Source organism: Mycolicibacter senuensis (assembly GCF_002101885.1).
In the GTDB taxonomy this organism is placed as follows: Bacteria; Actinomycetota; Actinomycetes; order Mycobacteriales; family Mycobacteriaceae; genus Mycobacterium; species Mycobacterium senuense.
The window spans coordinates 210,460-230,680 of sequence record NZ_LQPS01000043.1 but is presented as its reverse complement, the minus strand read 5'-3'; the positions used below and the strand labels follow the sequence as shown (position 1 = coordinate 230,680).

Sequence of the window (20,221 nt, the reverse complement as noted above, 5' to 3'; positions counted from 1 at the left end):
CTTCCCGTTTGCAAGTGCGCGCTTCTCCGGGAGCGGCATCCGTCTCATTCGCGGCTCCAATGTCAAACGTGGCGTGCTGGATTGGTCGCCCGACATTGCAATGTACTGGCCGGCAGAGGACCCCATCGCTTCGCGCCTTCCGGCTGGTAGACGGCGACATCGTCGTTGCCATGGACGGTGCTCTTGTCGGTCGAAGCCACACGCGGATATCTCCCTCCGACCTGCCCGCCTACCTAGTACAAAGGGTTGCTCGCCTTCGCGGCATGTCTATTCATCAGGAACTTCTACATCAGTGGATAGCGTCGGACCACTTTGTGCAGCATGTCGACTCGGTTAAGACGCACACTGCGATCCCCCACATCAGCCCGCGTGACATCCGAGATTTCCAACTCCAGATTCCCGCAAGCGTCCGTGAGCAGCAGCAGATTGCCGACGCGCTTTCAGACGCTGACAAACTCGTCGCCGCGCTCGAACGGCTGATCGCCAAGAAGCAGACGATCAAGCAGGGCATGATGCAGCAGCTCCTTACGGGCAAAACCCGCCTTCCCGGCTTCGCCGCGCCATGGAAAGCGGTCAGCGTGGGCGACTTGATGGAGTTCAGAAACGGCCTCAACAAGGCAAGTCAGTTCTTCGGGTCGGGTACGCCGATCGTGAATTTCATGGATGTGATGAACGGGCCGCTCATTACCACCCGAGATGTAGGGGGGCGAGTCACTCTTACTGGCGATGAGATCAAGCGGTTCTCCGCGAAGCGGGGCGACATCTTCTTCACTCGAACCTCTGAGACCGTTGAAGAAGTCGGAACGGCGGCCGTTCTCATCGACGACATACCCAATGCAGCCTTTAGTGGCTTCATACTGCGAGGGCGGCCATACTCAGGCAAGTGTGATTCGCGATTCCTCGCCTATATGTTTCAAATCAGCGATGTTCGAAAGCAGATTACCGCGTCGGCCAGTTGCACTACGCGCGCGTTGACCAACGGTAAGTCATTAAGCCAGGTAGTCGTGCAGATCCCGCCGGTGAAAGAGCAAGTTGCGATCACCTCGGTGTTCGAGGACGTTGTTCGCGAAATCGCTGGTCTCCAAAGACGCCTCACCAAAACCCACGCCATCAAACGAGGCATGATGCAGCAACTCCTCACCGGCCGCACCCGCCTACCGGTCCTCGAACCATGAGCGAGCTGGAACCCACCCCCAGCCAGTTTCTCGTCTACCGCGATGAAGCCGGCAACACCCGCGTCGACGTCCGGTTCGACGGCGAAACCGTCTGGCTGACCCAATCCCAGATCGCGGAGCTGTTCGAGACCACGCAGCAAAACGTCAGCCTGCATATCCTGAACATCCTGGAGGAGCAGGAGCTGCCCCGGGAAGGAACTCACAAGGATTACTTGTCGGTTCGTCGCGAGGGCAGCCGCGACGTGCGGCGCACGGTTACGCACTACAACCTGGACATGATCATCTCGGTCGGCTACCGGGTGAAGTCGCGGATCGCCACCGCGTTCCGGATCTGGGCCACCCAGCGGCTGCGCGAATACCTCGTCAAGGGCTTCGTGCTCGACGACGAGCGGCTGAAGAACCCCGACCTGCCGTTCGACTATTTCGATGAACTGCTGTCGCGGATTCAAGACATCCGCACCTCCGAGCGGCGCTTCTATCAGAAGATCACCGATGTGTACGCCACCTCGCTCGATTACGACCCGGCCGCCGAGCTCACGCAGACGTTCTACGCCACCGTGCAGAACAAGCTGCACTGGGCGATCACCGGCCAAACCGCCGCCGAGGTGATCCGCCGCCGTGCTGATGCGGCAAAACCCAACATGGGCTTGACCAGCTGGCGCGGGCGCTCGGATCAAAAAGTCCGACACCACGATCGCCAAGAACTACTACACCGAGGACGAGCTGCGCGCGCTGAACAACCTGGTCGAGCAGTACCTGGTGTTCGCCGAAGGGCAGGCACAGCGCCGGGTGCCGATGCGGATGGCTGACTGGGTCGCCAAGCTCGATGGGTTTCTCACTCTCAACGACCGCGACATCCTGACCTCAGCCGGCAAGGTCTCCCACGACTTGGCGGCCGAACACGCAGCGGTGGAGTTCGACAAGTTCAAACTGCAAGAGTCCGAAGCTGTCGAGTCGGACTTTGACCGGTTCAGCAGGGGGATGCTCGATCGAGGCAAAAACGACGATCAACCAGAGCCGGGAGGACAAGCATGAGCGTCGGCAAGTCGGTGCGGCTCTTCCTGGCCGATGGCACGCCGGGCGGGTTGCTGACTGCGGAGATCATGAACTGGACCGGCCATGTGGTTGCCGCTCCCCGCTCCGAACTGGCGGACTTGCTGAAGCGTCCGGAGACCTCGCGTACCGGTGTCTATCTGCTGCTCGGCGACGACCCGGACAGCATGGGCGGCCAGGTCGCCTACATCGGCGAGGGTGATGACATCAGCAAGCGTCTCTACCAGCATTCGCGCCCAGAAGATCAGGGCGGCAAGGATTTCTGGGACCGTGCCATCGTGTTGACCAGCAAGGACGCCAACCTGACCAAGGCTCATGCCCGCTACCTGGAGAGTCGGTTCATCACCTTGGCGCAGCTGGCCAAGCGTGCCAGGCTCACCAACGGAACAGCGTCAACCCCCATCGCCCTGCCCGAGGCAGACGTATCGGACATGGAGTACTACATCGCCCAGGCCAAGATCATCCTGCCGGTGCTGGGCGTCAACCTATTTCGTTCGGCAACGACCGCCATCGTTGCAACGGCCGCGTCCGCTGCCGATCGCGTTCCGGTGGCCGTTGAATCTCCCATTTTCGAGGTGCATCTGAAGAAAGAAGGCATCACCGCCCATGCTCGCGAGATCGACGGTGAATTCACGGTCATCGAGGGATCTCATGCCCGGGCGACGTGGGTCGGCGTTGGCAACGACGGCTACAAGGCGCTGCATGAAAAGCTCCGGCAGGATGGGACTATCACCCCCAACGGCGAGGGGCCACTACGCTTCACCCACGACCAGGTCTTTGCCAGCCCGAGTGCGGCGGCTGCGATCGTCCTCGGCCGCAGCGCAAACGGCCGTATCGAATGGAGGACCCAGGATTCGGGTACCAGCTATGGCAGCTGGCAGAGCCAGGGCGTCGACGAAGCTGCCGGAGACCAGCCATGAGCACCGTGGGCCAGAGTGAACGCAAAACCCAGGAACACGTCGTCGAGATCTTCCGCGACACGCTGAAGTATGACTACCTGGGCAACTGGGCGCACCGGGACGGCAATTCCAATGTCGAAGTCGAACTGCTGGAAGCCAACCTGACACCTCGCGGCTATCACCCCAACTTGATCAACAAGGCCATCGATCGGCTGAGAAGCGACGCCTCCCTCGGTAGTGGCCGCGACCTCTACGAAGCCAACCGCGACGTCTACGGATTGCTGCGCTACGGAGTCAAGGTCAAAGCCGGCGCCGGGGAACACTATGAAACGGTCTTTCTGATCGACTGGAAGAACCCGCAGGCCAACCAGTTCGCCATCGCTGAAGAGGTCACCGTCGCCGGTAACCACACCAAGCGGCCCGACCTGATGCTCTACGTCAACGGCATCGCGATCGCCACCATCGAACTCAAACGATCCAAAGTGGCGGTGTCCGAGGGGATCCGCCAGACCATCGGCAACCAGAAGGCCGATTTCATCCGGCCGTTCTTCACCACCGCACAGTTTGTGTTCGCCGGCAATGAGGTCGAGGGCCTGCGGTATGCCGTGATCGACACCCCGGAGAAATACTGGCTTGCCTGGAAAGAACCCTCCGACATCGCGGCGCCGCTGGACCGGGCAGTGACCCAGATGTGCGGCAAGGAGCGGCTGCTGGAACTCATCCACGACTTCATGGTGTTCGACGCCGGGATCAAGAAGACCGCCCGGCACAACCAGTACTTCGGGGTCAAAGCCGCCCAGTCCCGCGTCGCCGCCCGGGAGGGCGGCATCATCTGGCACACCCAGGGTTCGGGCAAATCGCTGACGATGGTGTGGTTGGCCAAGTGGCTGCGCGAACACCAGCCCGATGCGCGGGTGCTGCTGATCACCGACCGCACCGAGCTCGACGAGCAGATCGAGCAGGTCTTCAGCGGCGTCGACGAGCAGATCTACCGCACCACCTCCGGCGTGGACCTGTTGGCCACCCTCAACCAGAGCGCGCCGTGGCTGATCTGCTCATTGATCCACAAGTTCGGCGTCGCCGAAGGCCGCGACGACGACGGCGCGGACTTCATCGCCGAACTGAACTCCACGATGCCGAAAGATTTTGCCGCCAAGGGCAATCTCTTCGTGTTCATCGACGAGGCACACCGCACCCAATCGGGCAAGCTGCATGAGGCGATGAAGACCCTGCTGCCCCGGGCGATGTTCATCGGGTTCACCGGCACCCCGCTGCTCAAAGCCGACAAAGCCACCAGCATCGAAACCTTCGGCAGCTTCATCCACACCTACAAGTTCGACGAGGCGGTGTCCGACGGAGTTGTGGTCGACCTGCGCTATGAAGCCCGAAGCATCGACCAAGACCTCACCTCCCCCGCCAAGGTCGACCAATGGTTCGACGCCCAGACCAAAGGCATGACCGACCTGTCCAAGGCCGAACTCAAAAAGCGCTGGGGCACCGCGCAAAAGGTGGTCAGCTCCGAGCCCCGCGCCCGCCAGATCGTCGACGACATCCTGATGGACATGGCCACCAAACCGCGCCTGATGGATGGGCGCGGCAACGCCATGTTGGTCAGCTCCAGCATTTATCAGGCCTGCAAGTTCTACGAGTTGTTCTGCCAGGCCGGATTTGCCGGCAAATGCGCCATCGTCACCAGCTACTCCCCCAGCCCGGCCGACATCGCCAAGGAGGACTCCGGTCACGGCGCCACCGAGAAGCTGCATCAGTACCAGATCTACCGGCGGATGCTCGCCGAGCATTTCGGTGTATCCGAAGACACCGCGATGGGCAAGGTCGACCAGTTCGAAAAGGACGTCAAGCACACGTTCGTCACCGAGCCGGGCCGGATGCGGCTGCTGATCGTTGTGGACAAGCTGCTGACCGGCTTCGACGCACCCAGTGCCACCTACCTCTACATCGATAAGACGATGGCCGATCACGGCCTGTTCCAAGCGATCTGCCGAGTCAACCGGCTCGACGGCGACGACAAACAGTACGGCTACATCGTCGACTACCGCGACCTGTTCAACTCGCTGGAAACCGCGATCACCGATTACACCGGCGGCGCACTCGACGGCTATGACAAGACGGATATCGAGGGCCTGCTCACCGATCGGCTGGCAAGTGCACGTTCCGATCTTGACGAGGCACTGGAGCGGATCCGGGCGTTGTGCGAGCCGGTCGCCCCGCCCCGGGGCATTCAGCAGTTCCAGCACTATTTCTGCGCCGCCGAGCAAGGCAACGCCGAGCAGATCAAGGCCAATGAGCCCAAGCGGGTCAAGCTGTACAAGATGATCGCGGCGGTGACCCGGGCCTATGCCAACCTTGCCAACGACATGACTGCCGCCGGCTACAGCGCCGCGGACGCGGCCGCCATCAAGATCGAAGTCACCAGATACACCTCGCTGCGTGACGAGATCAAACTCGGCGCCGGGGAGAACGTCGACTTCAAGCAGTATGAGGCCGGTATGCGGTATCTCCTCGACACCTACATCAGTGCCGAGCCCTCAGAGGTGGTGTCGAATTTCGATGATACCGGCCTAGTGCAACTGATCGCCCGACTCGGCGCGGGCGCGATCGATAAGCTGCCGCAGGGGATCAAGAAGGACCCGGAGGCGGTCGCCGAGACCATCGTCAACAACATGCGCAAAGTCATCGTCGACGAACACCCCACCAACCCGAAGTATTACGAGGCCATGTCGGCACTGCTCGACGCATTGCTGGCGGAGCGCCGCCGCGGGGCCCTGGAGTACCAGGCATATCTGGCAAAACTGTTGGAGCAGGCCGAGAAGCTCGGCAAGGGTGAGACCGACACCGTCTACCCCGATTGGGCCGACAACCGGGCGCGGCGTGCACTGATCGACTTCGGCTGGCCCGACCCGGCCACCCCGGTCAAGATCGACGAGGCGATCCTGACCCACAAGCATCACGACTGGGTCGGCGACCCGCTGAAGGAGAAGGTGGTCAAGCGTGCCATCGCCGCGGTGCTGTCCGACGGGTTCGATCGGCTCGATGAACTCTTCGACCTGGTGAAGGCTCAAGATGGCTACTGGTAGCGGCTATCTCAGTGTGGCCGGAATCGATGTCGACGTCGTCTACAAGGACATCAAGCACCTGCACATCGGGGTCTACCCGCCGCTGGGGCGGGTGCGCGTGGCCGCCCCCCGGCGTCTCGATGATGAAGCCGTGCGCTTGGCGGTGATCGACCGCCTGCCGTGGATCAAACGGCAGCGTCACCGGCTCCAGGCGACCGTACGCCAGTCGCGACGCGAAATCCTCACCGGCGAATCACATTACGTGTGGGGCGTGCGGTACCGCCTCAAGGTGGTGCAGCGTCCCGGGCGGGCGCACGTGGAACTCGACGGCGACCGCCTGTTGCTGTACACCCCAGCCGAATCCGAGTCCGAACAGCGGCACGACGTACTCAACCGCTGGTACCGCCAGCAGCTGCGTGACGCTCTGCCGCACCTGATCGCCAAATGGGAGCCCGTGATCGGTGTTTCGGTTCCGCGCTGGAGCATCCGGCGGATGAAGACCAAGTGGGGCTCGTGCAACCGCGAGAGCGGCCATATCTGGTTCAACATCGAGCTGGCCAAGAAGCACCCGGATTGCCTGGAGTACATCGTGGTTCACGAGATGACTCACTACCGGGAACGCCACCACGGCGAGCGGTTCACCGCGCTGATGGACGGGTACCTGCCGGACTGGCGGGCGCGGCGCGACCTGCTGAATGATTCGCCGTTGGCGCATGAGGAGTGGGCTGGGTAGTCAGGCAAGCAGAGCAGTCGCAATTCACCGACAGGCACTCATGCCCGAGATCACGAAAATCCGGGTATAGGCACCGTTCTAACTAATCGGGCAGCGGCACAGCATTCCCGCTATCCGCCGGTTATGGGACATGGCGTCCGCAATCACCAGTCCACACCACAGCGCGGGTCGTTGAGCCGGAAGATGTCGGACCCCCCTGCCATGCTGAAGTCATGTCCTCGATCACCACTGATGCCGGCCCGCAGGCGGGTCCTACCCAGCGTCTTGAAGGGCTGTTCGAGGAGTTGGCGGAGTTGACCGGACAGCGCAACGCCATCGATGGCCGCATCGTGGAGATCGTCGCCGAGATCGACCGCGACGAACTGTGGGGCGCCACCGGGGCGCGCTCGATCCCGGCCCTGGTGGCCTGGAAGACCGGAGTGTCCCCGAGCAACGCCCACACCATCACAGCAGTGGCGCAACGAAGCGCGGAGTTTCCCCGCTGTGTCCAGGGCCTGCGGGAAGGCCGTGTCTCGCTGGACCAGGTCGGGGTGATCGCTCAGCGGGCCGCCGACGGCTCCGATGCGCACTACGCTCAGCTGGTCGAGGTGGCCACCGTCAGCCAGTTGCGGACCGCGGTCAAACTGGAACCCCGCCCCGACCCCGAACCTGATCGCCGGCCCGAGCCGGAACGCTCGGTCAGCAAAACCAGCGACGCGCACGGCAGCTGCTGGCGGATCACACTGAACCCTTTGGATGCCGCCAAATTCGACGCGGCGCTGCAATCCCACCTGGATACCCTGATAGCCGAGTGGAAACACGACCACGATGGCGCGGACTGCGACCAAGCACCGCCGCTGCCGACCACTGGGGATGCGTTTATGCGCCTGGTCGAAACCGGATGGGACGTCGAGGCCGCGCGCCGGCCCCACGGGCAACACTCCACCGTGGTCGCCCACCTCGATGTGCAGCAGCACGCCGCCGCTGTGCACCTGGGCCCACTACTGACCGACGCCGAACGCCAATACCTGCTGTGCGACGCCACCTTCGAAGTGTGGTTCGAACGTGACGGCGTGCCCATCGGCGCCGGCCGCAGCACCCGCGCCATCAACCGCCGACTACGCCGTGCCCTCGAGCACCGTGACCGCAGCTGCGTGATCCCCGGTTGCGGGGCCACCCGAGGGCTGCACGCCCACCACATCCAACACTGGGAAGACGGCGGCTCCACCGACCTGAACAACCTGGTACTGGTCTGCCCGTATCACCACCGGCTGCACCATCGCGGCATCATCACCATCACCGGACCCGCCACCGACCTCACCGTCACCGACAACAACGGGCACCCCCTTCGCCCCGGATCACTGGCCCGACCACCCACCAACCCACCACCGGCGGCCCCACCCTGCCCCGGACCACTCGGCGAACGCGCCGACTGGTGGTGGTACCAACCCTTCCAACCCCAAGCACCCCCTACCACCAATTAGACCGGCCACCCGTTCCTTGCCGGAACTCAAATACATTGGAGCGTTGCGGAATTCATTCGCACTGCCCGCGCTGCCGCATCGAGAAAGCCGGCCAGGCAGGAACCAGTCGGCGGCCGTGACCTGCCGGTGCAGCGGATTCGAGATACGCGCCCACATATAACGCGCCTACGAGCCCAGCTTCGCCGCCAGCCGCCGGTTCACCGGTTCAGGCAGCAGATCGGAGACATCCCCACCCATCGAGGCCACCTCCTTGGCCAGCGACGACGACACGAACGAATAGCGCGGCGTGGTGGCCACGAAGAAGGTGTCCACCCCGGCGATGTGCTTGTTCATCTGCGCCATCTGCAGCTCGTACTCGAAGTCGGTGCCGGTGCGCAGGCCCTTGATGATCGCGGTCAGTTTCCGTTCCCGGACGAAGTCGACCACCAGCCCCTGGCCGGATTCAGCCCGCACGTTGGGCAGGTGCGCGGTAGCTTCGGCGATCATCTCCAGGCGCTCGTCCAGGCTGAACATGCCCTTTTTGGCCGGGTTGATCAGGACGGCTGCCACCACCTCGTCGAACTGGGCGGCCGCACGCTCCAGGATGTCGACGTGTCCCAGGGTCACCGGGTCGAACGAGCCCGGGCATACCGCGCCACTCATGGTCCATGACGCTAGCAGCACGGGTCAGGCCAACTCGGCCAGCTCCAACCGGGTGTCGCCGTAACGGCGATCCGGCCACGCATCCCATCCGTCCGGCCACGCCACCGGCGGGCTCGATGCGGCGCGTTCGATCACCACGACGGTGCCCGGACCGGCCCAGCCGCCGGCGACCAGCAGCCCCGGAAGCGCATCGATGTCGGCGGCGGAAACCTCATAGGGCGGGTCGGCCAGCACCAGATCCACCGGGGCGTCAATACCACCGGTCAGCACCGCGGTCACCGTGCCGCGGCGCAGCGTGGCGCCGGGCAATCCCAGCGCGGCGATGTTGCCGGCCAGCACGTCGGCGGCGCGGCGGTCCGATTCGACGAACAGCGCGCTGGCCGCCCCCCGCGACAGCGCCTCCAATCCCAGCGCCCCCGAGCCGGCGTAGAGGTCCAGCACCGCCGTCCCGTCCAGGTCCAGCCGGGCATCGAGCACGTTGAACAGTGCCTCCCGCACCCGGTCGGTGGTCGGCCTGGTGCCGCGCGGTGGCACGGCAATGCGTCGCCCGCCCGCGACGCCACCGACGATGCGGGTCAGCTCAGCACCACCAGCAGGTCACCACCTTCGACCTGTGCGGTCTCGGCGACCGCCACCCGCTCCACGGTGCCGTCGGCCGGGGCGGTGATGGCGGCCTCCATCTTCATCGCCTCGATGGTGGCCACGGTCTGTCCCGCGCTGACCTGTTCGCCCTCGGCCACCCCGATGGTGACGACTCCGGCGAACGGCGCAGCGACGTGGCCGGGCTTGGAGCGGTCGGCCTTCTCGGCCACCGGCGCCTCGCTGGCCACACTGCGGTCACGCACCTCGACCGGCCGCAGTTGGCCGTTGATGATGCACATCACGGTCCGCATGCCGCGTTCGTCGGGCTCGGAGATGGCTTCCAGGCCGATCAGCAGTTCCACGCCGCGCTCGAGGCGGACCCGGTGCTCCTCGCCTTGGCGCAGTCCGTAGAAGAACTGGTTGGCCGACAGTTGCGAGGTGTCGCCGTAGAGGTCGCGGTGCTCCTCGAATTCCTTGGTGGGGCCCGGGAACAGCAGCCGGTTCAGCGTGGCTTGGCGCTTCGGGCCGGTCAGCGCCAAGACCGCCTCGTCGTCGGCGGACAACTGCTGCACCTCGCGCGCCTGCCCTCGACCGTCCAATGCCTTGGTGCGCAAGGGTTCCGGCCAGCCGCCGGCCGGCTCGCCGAGTTCCCCGCGCAGGAAGCCGATCACCGAGTCGGGGATGTCCACTTTCGCCGGGTCGGCCGCGAACTCCTCGGCGGTGATGCCGGCACCGACCAAGGCCAGCGCCAGGTCTCCGACCACCTTCGAGCTCGGGGTGACCTTGATCAGCCGGCCCAGCACGGCGTCGGCCCCGGCGTAGTTGGCTTCGATCTCCTCGAACCGGTCGGCCAGCCCCAGCGCTTTGGCCTGCTGGTGCAGGTTGGACAGCTGGCCGCCGGGAATCTCATGCCGGTACACCCGACCGGTCGGTCCTGCCAATCCGGATTCAAACGGCGCGTAGACCTTTCGCACGCCTTCCCAATACGGTTCCAGGTCGCACACCGCGGCCAGCGACAGGCCGGTGTCGTAGTCGGTGTGGGCCGCCGCAGCCACGATCGAGCTGAGCGCAGGCTGGCTGGTGGTGCCGGCCAGCGGTGCGGCCGCCCCGTCGACGGCGTCGGCGCCGGCGTGCCAGGCCGCCTCGTAGGCGGCCAACTGCCCACCCGGGGTGTCGTGGGTGTGCACGTGGATCGGCAGGTCGAAGCGGCTTCGCAGCGCACCGACCAACGTGGTGGCCGCCGCCGGCCGCAGCAGCCCGGCCATGTCCTTGATGGCCAGCACGTGCGCGCCGGCGTCGACGATCTGCTCGGCGAGCTTGAGGTAATAGTCCAGGGTGTAGAGGTTCTCGGCCGGATTGGTCAGGTCACCGGTGTAGCACATGGCGACTTCGGCTACCGCGTTGCCGGTTTCGCGGACCGCGTCGATCGCCGGGCGCATCGAGTCGACGTTGTTGAGCGCATCGAAGATCCGGAAGATGTCAATGCCGGTTGCGGTCGCCTCGGCCACGAACGCCGAGGTGACCAGCTCCGGGTACGGCGTGTAGCCCACGGTGTTGCGGCCCCGAAGGAGCATCTGCAGGCAGATGTTGGGCAGCGTCTCGCGCAGCACCGCCAGCCGCTCCCAGGGGTCCTCTTTCAAAAAGCGCAGCGCCACATCGTAGGTCGCCCCGCCCCAGCACTCCATCGACAGCAGTTGCGGGGTGGTCCGGGCGATGTAGGGAGCCACGTTGAGCAGACCTTTGGTGCGCAATCGGGTGGCCAGCAGCGACTGGTGGGCATCCCGGAACGTCGTCTCGGTGACGGCAACGGCCGGCGATTCCCGCAACCAGCGCGCGAACCCCTCCGGCCCGAGTTTCATCAGCCGCTGCTTGGAGCCCGGCGGCGGTGTGCTCGACAGGTCGATGTCGGGCAGCTTGTCGCGCGGGTAGACCGCCGAGGGTCGCCCACCGTGAGGCTGATTGACGGTGACGTCGGCCAGATAGGTCAGGATCTTGGTGCCGCGGTCAGCTGATGCGTGTGAGGTCAGCAGTTGCGGGCGCTCGTCGATGAACGACGTGGTGATGTGGCCGGCCCGGAAATCCGGGTCGTCGAGCACGGCCTGCAGGAACGGGATGTTCGTCGAGACCCCCCGGATACGGAACTCGGCGATCGCCCGGCGTGCCCGGTTCACCGCGGTGGGAAAGTCCCGGCCCCGGCAGGTCAGTTTGACCAGCATCGAATCGAAATGCGGGCTGATCTCCGCGCCCAGGTGGGTGCCACCGTCCAGTCGGATGCCGGCGCCGCCCGGGCTGCGGTAGGCGGTGATTCGCCCGGTGTCGGGCCGGAATCCGTTCGCCGGGTCCTCGGTGGTGATCCGGCACTGCAGCGCCGCGCCGTGCGAAACGATGGCGTCTTGGCGCAGCCCCAGGTCCTGCAGGGATTCCCCGGCGGCAACCCGCAGCTGAGCCGAGACCAGATCCACGTCGGTGATCTCCTCGGTGACCGTGTGCTCCACCTGGATTCGCGGATTCATCTCGATGAACACATAGTGGCCGCGCTCGTCGAGCAGGAACTCCACCGTGCCCGCGCAGCTGTAGCCGATGTGGCGCGCGAAAGCGACCGCGTCGGCGCAGATCTTGTCCCGCAATACCGGATCCAGGTTCGGCGCCGGCGCCAACTCGACGACCTTCTGGTGGCGACGCTGCACGCTGCAGTCCCGCTCAAACAGGTGCACGATGTTGCCGTGGGTGTCGGCCAGGATCTGCACCTCGATGTGGCGTGGGTTGATCACCGCCTGCTCGAGGTACACCGTGGCATCCCCGAACGCCGATTCGGCTTCCCGGCTGGCCGCCTCGACCGCCTCGGCCAGCCCGTCGAGGTCGGCGACCCGGCGCATCCCGCGACCGCCCCCGCCGGCGACCGCCTTGACGAACAGCGGAAACGCCATGTCGGCTGCCGCCGACACCAACTCGTCGACCGAGCGTGACGGCTCCGATGACGCCAGCACCGGCAGGCCGGCCTCACGCGCTGCGGCCACTGCATGCGACTTGTTGCCGGCCAGCGCCAGCACGGCTGCGCTGGGCCCGACGAACGCGATGCCGGCGTCTTCGCAGGCCTGCGCCAACTGCGGGTTCTCCGAAAGGAAGCCATAGCCCGGGTAGACCGCATCGGCGCCGCAGCGCTTGGCGGTGTCGACGATGGCCTCCACCGACAGGTAGCCGCGCACCGGATGACCCGGCTCGCCGATCTGGTACGACTCGTCGGCTTTGAGGCGGTGCACCGAATTGCGGTCTTCGTAGGCATAGACCGCCACTGTGTCGATCCCGAGCTCATAGGCGGCGCGAAACGCGCGGATCGCGATCTCTCCGCGGTTGGCGACCAGCACTTTGGAGATCACACCGCACCCCTTAAACCAACGTCAACCAGTAGTCCTGAAATCTGATGAATACCAACAGGAATAACCCGATAAACCATAATGCAATCAGCGTCCACCGCCACTGCTGCAAAAGTTGCAAACTTTTGTGTATTCGGCCGGGCTGCGATGCCAAGGCCGCGAAGGCCACCAACAGCAGCATCGTGGCCGCCCAGACCACCATGCAATAGGGGCACAGCGCGCCGATCCGATACAGGCTCTGGAAGATCAGCCAGTGCACGAAGCCGGCCCCGGCCAGGGTCCCGACCGCCAGTGCGGTCCAATACCAGCGCGGCAGCGGCACTTTCGCCACCGCCAGCACCCCGGTGACCACCACGACGGTGAACGCCACGATGCCCATCAGCGGGTTCGGGAAGCCCAGCACCGAAGCCTGCGGGGTGGCCATCACCGGGCCGCAGGACAACACCGGGTTGAGATTGCACGAGGGCACATATGCCGCATCGGTGAGCAGCCGGATCTTCTCCACCGTCAACGTGACCGACGCCAGCAACCCGATGGCCCCGGCGATCAGCGTCACCCAGGCCGTTGATGGCGCCGGTTGCACCCCCGACGCCGGCGGCGCGGGTGCTTCGACCGTCGAAGTGGCGATGCTCACGACTCCTGGGCCGGCGGCACGTCCATACCCGGCAGATCGCCGACGATCTCCCGGATCTTGGCGACCAGGGCCTCCGGTGTCGACGGGCGGTAGTCCTCACCGTTGATGCGCAGCGTCGGGGTGGCGTGGATGCCGGCGGCCTGGGCCAGGCCGCCCACCATCTTGAGGTACTTGCCGCTGTTGATGCAGGCCGGAACGCTGCCGGCGGCGCCGGCCTGGCGGGCCAGCTCGATCAGCCGCTTGTCGTCGGGGAACTCCGTGCCGATCTCGGACGGCTGCAGTTCGGCGGTGAAGAGCGCGTTGTGGAACCGGCGGAACGCGTCGATGTTCTCGTCGGCGACGCAGTAGGCCGCCGCCCCTGCCCGCGATGAGTAATTGTCATTCTGCGACCGGTCCAGAATCGCGACCATGTGGTAGTCGGCCGCGATCGCCCCGCTGTCGATCAGCCGGGACACCGTCGGGCCGAGCACCCGTTCGAGGTTGCCGCAGGCCGGGCAGAGGAAGTCCTCGTAGAACGTCAGCACGGCCTTGGGCTCGTCGCTGTCGTCCTTGGTGACCAGCTTGCTCGAGGTCACCCGGACCGCCTCACCGGCCCCGGCGCCCTTCTTGTGACTGTTGGACATCACGATGTAGCCGATCAGTCCCACCGCGAACACCACCACGATGGCGATGAGCCCGATCTGCAGGGCGAGGTTGCGTTTGTGATCGCCGGCCTTCAGGCCGGAGGCGCCGGGGCGTTTGGGTTTGCTGGCCACAGTCGGTTGATCCTCGTGTTCGGTGGTCGGGTTTGCGGTTCAGCGTACCGGCGTGGGCTCGGCGGCTCAGCTGCGGCTGAGGTGGGCGCGCAGCGCCGAGATCAACGCGTCGGTCGCGGTGGCGCTGCCGCCGCCCAGGCCGAACAGGTTGATGAATCCGTGCGTCAACGACCGCATCCGCCGCAGATCGACCACGACCCCGGCGTCGCGCAGGGCGGCGGCGAACTGTTCGCCTTCGTCGTGCAGCGGGTCGAAGCCGGCCACCGTGATCAGCGCGGGCGGTAACCCGGACAGGTCGCCGGCCAGCAGCGGTGACACCCGCGGGTCGGTCGGCTCCAGCTGCGAGCGGCCCACGTACTGGGCGGTGAACCAGTCGATGTCGTGCTTGGTGAGCAGGTAACCGTCGCCGTAGAGGGTGCGTGAGCGGGTCACGGCCACGCAGTCGGTCACCGGGTAGATCAGCCACTGCAGGATCGGCGCCGGGCCGGAGTCGTCGCGGGCCAGCAACGCCACCCCGGCGGCCAGGTTGCCGCCGGCGCTGTCGCCGCCGACCGCGATCCGCCCCGGGATACCACCCAGTTCGTGGGCATGCTCGCAGGCCCACCGGAACGCCGCGTAGGCATCGTCGAGGGCGGCCGGCGCCGGATGTTCGGGGGCCAGCCGGTAATCGATCGACAGCACCGCGACATCGGCGTCGCGGCAGGTCAGCCTGCACACGGCGTCGTGGGTGTCCAAGTCCCCCACCACGAATCCACCGCCGTGATAGAAGACCAGCAGCGGGTGGGCGGTGCCGTCCGGCCCACCGACCGGGCGGTAGTGCCGGGCGGCGATCTCCCCGGCCGGGCCCGGCAGCACGATGTCACGGACCTCGCAGCCGTGGATGTCGGCCCCGCCGAGCCCCGCGGTCAGCTCCCGCAACTGGGCCCGGGAGGCGGCCGCGTCGTCGTCGACGATGATGCCGTTGATGCCCAGCGCGCGCTGCCCGGCCAACGCCAGCCGCAACGTCGGGTCCAAGGTGTTGCCGTCGATGGTCACCGACCGTCCGCCGGTCATCAGCCGCTGCAGCCCGATGGGCAGCATCGGCGTCACCTTCATGCCGACGTTGAAGACGGTGCTCTGTAGCTGTTCGGCCCACCGCGCCGCCGCCCCCGGGCCGGCCCCGGATGGCAGACTTCCTGGCATGACTGTTCGACGTAACTTGCGCTCGGTCACGCTCAACGACGGTAATTCGATCCCCCGCCTCGGTTTCGGGGTTTACCAGATTTCGCCCGCCGAGACCGAACAGTCGGTGAGCACCGCACTTGCGGCCGGGTACCGCCACATCGACACCGCGGCGCTCTACGGCAACGAGCGCGAGGTCGGCCGTGCGGTCGCGGCGTCGGGGCTGGTTCGCGACGAGGTGTATCTCGTCACCAAGGTGTGGAACGCCGACCAGGGATACGATTCGACGCTGGCCGCGTTCGAGAAGAGCATGGACCGGCTCGGTCTGGACGTCCTGGATCTCTACCTGATCCATTGGCCGCTTCCGGCACGTGGCAAATTCGTCGACACCTTCCGGGCGCTGGCCCATCTACGCGATCAGGGCCGGATCCGCTCGATCGGGGTGAGCAACTTCGAACGCGAGCACCTCGAGTTGCTCATCGACGGGACCGGCATCGTGCCGGTGGTCAACCAGGTCGAGCTGCATCCGCGATTCAGCCAGCCCGAATTGCGTGAAGTGCACGCCCGCCTGGGTATCGCCACCGAGGCGTGGGCGCCGTTGGGGCGCGGCTCGCTGCTGGCGCACCCGGTGGTCACCGAGGTTGCGCAGCGTTGCGGTAAGACTCCGGCGCAGGTGCTCATCCGGTGGCATCTTCAGCTCGGTAATATCGTGATTCCGAAATCGGTGAACCCTGAGCGCATCATCAGCAACTTCGAAGTCTTCGACTTCGAACTCGGCGCGGCCGAGATGGCCGCGATATCCTCGCTCGACGACCGCGCCCGACTGGGACCCGATCCGCGCACGTTCGATTACACAGGTAGGTGAGATGACGCCGGGAACTGCGATCCCCACCGTCGCGCTCAACGACGGCCATTCCATGCCGACGCTGGGCCTCGGGGTGGCCGAATTGTCCGACGCCGAGACTGAGCGCGCGGTCGCCGCCGCGCTCGAGTCGGGCTGCCGGCTGATCGACACCGCCAAGGTGTACGGCAACGAGGCCGCGGTGGGCCGGGCGATCGCCGCCTCAGGGATCCCGCGCGAGGAGGTGTTCGTCACCACCAAGCTGGCCAACGCCGACCAGGGACTGACCGCCGCCATCGAAGCCTGCAAGGCCAGCCTGGAGCGGCTCGGAATGGACTATGTGGATCTGTACCTGGTCCACTGGCCGGCTCCCTCGTTGGGCATGTACGTCGACAGCTTCGGCGGCCTCATCCAGACCAGGGAACTGGGACTGGCCCGGTCCATCGGGGTGTGCAACTTCACCGCGAACCACCTCGAGGACGTGATCGACCTGGCGTTCGAGACCCCCTCGGTCAACCAGATCGAGCTGCATCCGCTGCTCAACCAGGCCGAGTTGCGGGCCGTGCACGCCGAGCGCGGCATCATCACGCAGGCCTACAGCCCGCTGGGTGTGGCCCGGTTGCTCGACCACCCGGCGGTGACCGCGATCGCCGGCGAGTACTCCAAGACCCCGGCTCAGGTGCTGATCCGGTGGAACCTGCAGCTGGGCAACGTGGTCATTCCGCGGTCGTCCCAGCCCGAACGCATCGCGGCCAACCTCGACGTGTTCGGTTTCGAGCTGGCCGACGAACACATGGCCAGCCTCAACGGGCTCGACGACGGCACCCGCTTCCGCGAAGACCCGCTCACCTACACCGGTACCTGAGTCTGCCCTGCCGGCGAGCGGTGTCGCAGCCCTACCCGGCCGGGCACGTCGCAGCGGCTTCGCGCAGCGCGTCGGCCGACGGCTGGTCGAGACGCAGGGCGTAGCCCCGCAGCACGGCGATGTAGGCGACCGCGTACTGGCAGGCGAACGATTTGTTCGGCGGCATCCATTGCCCCGGACCGGCGTCGCCCTTGTCCTGGTTGGCCTGCCCGGCGACCGCCAGCAGGTTGGCCGGGTCGTTGGCGAACCGCAGCCGCTGCCGGTACGGCCATGCCGAGGCGCCCATGTCCCAGGCGTAGGCCAGCGGCACGATGTGGTCGATCTGCACCGCCTCACCGATCTTGGCGCCGCGGCTGAAGGCGACCGCGGCGTTGGTGTAGGGGTCGTGCAGGATGCCGGTGGCGACGGCGGCCGCGCAGCGTTTCGTCGACACGTGGGTGATGTCGACCAGGTCGCGGTTGAGGATGTCGTTGCGGGTGTCGCAGCCGTTGCGCCCACCGGGCGCGTCGTTGTCGTCGTTCCAGGCGTCGCCGAACAGTGCGCGGCGGTAGTCGTAGCGGTGGGTGCGCGCCGGCACCACCGTGATCCCCGCCAGCACGTCGGCGCCGGGCGCCACGGTGGGCATGCCGGCCTGCGCGGCGATGGCACGGCTGTCGTGGTTCGCTGCGGACACGGTCTGAACGGCTACGACGACGGCCAGCAGCGCCGCCGCGGCCAGCCACAGCAGGGTCTTGCGGCTCGGGTTCATGCCTTGTCCAGATATTCGATGTCGGTGAAAGGCTCGGCCAGCAGTGCCAAGCCGGGATCGGACGGGTCGGCGGCCCAGGCCTGCACGCAGAAGTCGCGGGCGGCTTCGATCAGCTCACCGTGATCGGCCAGCGAAAGCAGTTTCAGGCCGCCGCTCCAACCGGACTGGTTGCGGCCCAGCACATCTCCCTCGCCGCGCTCGGTCAGGTCCAGGTCGGCCAGCGCGAACCCGTCCAGTGTCCCGGCAACGGCCTCCAAACGTTTTCCGGATTTGGATTTCGGGCTGCTCGAGGTCACGAACAGGCAGAGGCTGGCGTGCTGGCCGCGGCCGATCCGGCCACGCAACTGGTGCAGCTGGCTGATGCCGAACCAGTCGGCATCGGCGATCAGCATGACGGTGGCGTTGGGCACGTCGACGCCGACCTCGATCACGGTGGTGCACACCAGCACATCCACCTCCCCGGAACGGAACGCGCTCATCACCGCGTCCTTCTCGTCGCCGCTGAGCCGTCCGTGCATCAAGCCCAGCCGCAACCCCGACAGCGGTCCGGCCCGCAGCTGATCGAACAGGCCGACCGCGGTGGCCGAGGTTCGGCCGTTCTCCTCGGCCCCGCCGGACCTGGTGTCGTCGGACTCATCGATGCGGGGCGCCACCACATAGGCCTGTCGGCCGGCGGCGACCTCTTCGCGGATGCGCTGCCAGGCCCGCTCCAGCCAGGCCGGTTTCTCCTTTTCGAAGATCACCGAGCTGACGATCGGCTGGCGGCCGCGCGGTAGCTCACGCAACGTGGAGGTCTCCAGGTCACCGTAGACGGTGAGCGCGACGGTGCGCGGAATAGGCGTCGCGGTCATCACCAGCAGGTGCGGGGTGATGCCGTCGGGGGCTTTGGCGCGCAACCGGTCTCGCTGTTCGACGCCGAACCGGTGCTGCTCGTCGACGACCACCATGCCCAGGTTGGCGAACTCGACCGCGTCGACCAGCAAGGCATGGGTTCCGACCACGATGCCAGCCCGACCGTCGGCGATCTGGGCGCGAGCCTGCTTCTTGGCGGCCGCCGGCATCGAACCGGTGAGCAGCGCCACCGCGGTGGCATTGTCCGACCCGCCCAGCTGACCGGCGAGCGCCAGCGGCCCGAGCATGTCTTGGATCGACCGAACATGTTGGGCGGCAAGCACTTCGGTGGGGGCCAACAACGCGCATTGATAGCCGGCATCAACCAGCTGCAGCATCGCCAGCAGCGCCACGACCGTTTTTCCCGAACCGACTTCGCCCTGCAGCAGCCGGTTCATCGGGCGCGACGCGCCCAGCTCGGCCTTCAACACGTCGAGCACATCACGCTGCCCGGCCGTCAGCTCGAACGGCAACCGCCGCAGCAGTTCTGCGACCAACCCGTTCGCACGGCGCGGCGCGGGCAAGCCGGATTCGGACAGTTCACTGTGCCGGCGCATCGCCAGCGCCCATTGCAGACCGAAGGCTTCGTCGACGGCCAACCGGTCGCGGGCACGGTCCCGTTCGGCTGCCTTCTCCGACAGATGGATCCCCCGCAACGCGTCGTCTTCGCTGAGCAGACCACGTTCGGTGCGCACCGCGGCCGGCAACGGGTCGGGCACCGGATCGAGCACCGCGAGAACCTGCCGGACACAGGCGAAGATGTCCCAGCTCTGCAGTTTCGCGGTGGCCGGATAGATCGGGTAGCAGCTGCGTTCGAAGTCCGACTGGTCGATCTGCCCGCTGACCTTCTGCGATGCGTCGGCGATGTTGCGCAGCGAACTGCTGCCGAAGTTGCGGTCCTGCGCTTCGCCGTCGGCTTCTTTGAGTACCAAAAAGTCCGGATGGGTGAGCTGGATCGCGCCCCGGTACAGCTTGACCTCGCCGGACAGCATCACCCGGGTGCCGGGCGTCAGCCGCCAACGCAGGCCTTTGGGGTTGAAGAAGGTCGCACTGACCTTGTTGCGGCCACTACCGACGGTGACGGCGAGGAATTTGCCCTTGCGGCGCTGCATGTCTTTGAGCACCGCGGAGGAGATGGTGTCGACGACGGTGATGTGGTCGCCTTCTTCGGGGCGGCTGTCCGCCGCGCCGCGGACCCCGGTGCCTTCGACGTAGCTGCGCGGATAGTGCCGCAGCAGGTCACCGACGGTACGGATGCCGAACGCATCGTCGAGCTTTCCCGCGGCATCGGAGCCGACGATGAAATCCAGCCGGTCAGCCAGCGTGACCAT

15 protein-coding genes and 1 pseudogene are annotated in these 20,221 nt (G+C 66.1%); 8 read left to right on the top strand and 8 right to left on the bottom strand.

The window, feature by feature from the left end; genetic code table 11:
• The first annotated feature begins 59 nt into the window (after nucleotides 1-59).
• From AWC24_RS15390 to AWC24_RS15365, 6 genes and pseudogenes are all read left to right on the top strand, one after another.
• Nucleotides 60-1,175, top strand: coding sequence for a restriction endonuclease subunit S (locus AWC24_RS15390; RefSeq protein WP_085086345.1), 1,116 nt, complete (start codon nucleotides 60-62; stop codon nucleotides 1,173-1,175).
• Nucleotides 1,172-2,210: pseudogene (locus tag AWC24_RS15385) on the top strand (virulence RhuM family protein). The gene AWC24_RS15390 and the pseudogene AWC24_RS15385 overlap by 4 nt, the downstream one beginning before the upstream one ends.
• Nucleotides 2,207-3,148 (top strand): GIY-YIG nuclease family protein, encoded by a 942-nt coding sequence (locus tag AWC24_RS15380; protein WP_085086343.1) that lies wholly within the window; start codon nucleotides 2,207-2,209, stop codon nucleotides 3,146-3,148. Before AWC24_RS15385 ends, AWC24_RS15380 begins: the two are co-directional and overlap by 4 nt.
• Entirely contained in the window at nucleotides 3,145-6,222 is a 3,078-nt protein-coding gene (locus AWC24_RS15375; RefSeq protein WP_085086341.1) for a type I restriction endonuclease subunit R, read from the top strand. Before AWC24_RS15380 ends, AWC24_RS15375 begins: the two co-directional genes overlap by 4 nt.
• Nucleotides 6,209-6,934, top strand: coding sequence for a M48 family metallopeptidase (locus AWC24_RS15370; protein ID WP_085086339.1), 726 nt, complete (start codon nucleotides 6,209-6,211; stop codon nucleotides 6,932-6,934). The genes AWC24_RS15375 and AWC24_RS15370 overlap by 14 nt, the downstream gene beginning before the upstream one ends.
• A 212-nt stretch (nucleotides 6,935-7,146) precedes the next feature.
• Nucleotides 7,147-8,397: an HNH endonuclease signature motif containing protein gene (locus tag AWC24_RS15365; RefSeq protein ID WP_085086337.1), complete on the top strand. Its 1,251-nt coding sequence runs from the start codon at nucleotides 7,147-7,149 to the stop codon at nucleotides 8,395-8,397.
• Nucleotides 8,398-8,562: 165 nt separating this feature from the next.
• On the opposite strand, the gene coaD is transcribed toward AWC24_RS15365, so the two are convergent.
• The 6 genes from coaD to AWC24_RS15335 form a co-directional block, all read right to left on the bottom strand.
• Nucleotides 8,563-9,039 (bottom strand): pantetheine-phosphate adenylyltransferase, encoded by a 477-nt coding sequence (gene coaD / locus AWC24_RS15360; protein ID WP_085086335.1) that lies wholly within the window; start codon nucleotides 9,037-9,039, stop codon nucleotides 8,563-8,565.
• Nucleotides 9,040-9,063: 24 nt separating this feature from the next.
• Nucleotides 9,064-9,618 (bottom strand): 16S rRNA (guanine(966)-N(2))-methyltransferase RsmD, encoded by a 555-nt coding sequence (gene rsmD, locus AWC24_RS15355; protein ID WP_085086333.1) that lies wholly within the window; start codon nucleotides 9,616-9,618, stop codon nucleotides 9,064-9,066.
• The gene (locus AWC24_RS15350) at nucleotides 9,615-12,998 is read right to left on the bottom strand and encodes a pyruvate carboxylase (protein WP_085086331.1); all 3,384 of its coding nucleotides are present in this window, start codon (nucleotides 12,996-12,998) and stop codon (nucleotides 9,615-9,617) included. Before AWC24_RS15350 ends, rsmD begins: the two co-directional genes overlap by 4 nt.
• A gap of 10 nt (nucleotides 12,999-13,008) precedes the next feature.
• Nucleotides 13,009-13,629 (bottom strand): vitamin K epoxide reductase family protein, encoded by a 621-nt coding sequence (locus AWC24_RS15345; protein ID WP_085086329.1) that lies wholly within the window; start codon nucleotides 13,627-13,629, stop codon nucleotides 13,009-13,011.
• Nucleotides 13,626-14,384, bottom strand: coding sequence for a DsbA family protein (locus AWC24_RS15340; RefSeq protein ID WP_085086327.1), 759 nt, complete (start codon nucleotides 14,382-14,384; stop codon nucleotides 13,626-13,628). Before AWC24_RS15340 ends, AWC24_RS15345 begins: the two co-directional genes overlap by 4 nt.
• Nucleotides 14,385-14,450: 66 nt before the next feature.
• Nucleotides 14,451-15,566, bottom strand: coding sequence for an alpha/beta hydrolase (locus tag AWC24_RS15335; RefSeq protein WP_085086325.1), 1,116 nt, complete (start codon nucleotides 15,564-15,566; stop codon nucleotides 14,451-14,453).
• Between AWC24_RS15335 and AWC24_RS15330 the strand changes: the two genes are divergently transcribed.
• Both AWC24_RS15330 and AWC24_RS15325 read left to right on the top strand, forming a co-directional pair.
• Entirely contained in the window at nucleotides 15,565-16,410 is an 846-nt protein-coding gene (locus AWC24_RS15330; protein WP_174813598.1) for an aldo/keto reductase, read from the top strand. The two genes, AWC24_RS15335 and AWC24_RS15330, sit on opposite strands and share 2 nt — an antisense overlap.
• Nucleotide 16,411: 1 nt before the next feature.
• Nucleotides 16,412-17,251 carry an aldo/keto reductase gene (locus AWC24_RS15325; protein WP_085086321.1) on the top strand — a complete coding sequence of 280 codons (840 nt, stop codon included), beginning with the start codon at nucleotides 16,412-16,414 and terminating at the stop codon, nucleotides 17,249-17,251.
• Nucleotides 17,252-17,282: 31 nt separating this feature from the next.
• On the opposite strand, the gene AWC24_RS15320 is transcribed toward AWC24_RS15325, so the two are convergent.
• Nucleotides 17,283-17,999, bottom strand: a complete 717-nt coding sequence (locus tag AWC24_RS15320) for an HNH endonuclease family protein (RefSeq protein ID WP_085086319.1) — start codon at nucleotides 17,997-17,999, stop codon at nucleotides 17,283-17,285.
• On the bottom strand, nucleotides 17,996-20,221 hold the full coding sequence (gene recG, locus AWC24_RS15315) for an ATP-dependent DNA helicase RecG (RefSeq protein WP_085086317.1): 2,226 nt from the start codon (nucleotides 20,219-20,221) through the stop codon (nucleotides 17,996-17,998). Before recG ends, AWC24_RS15320 begins: the two co-directional genes overlap by 4 nt.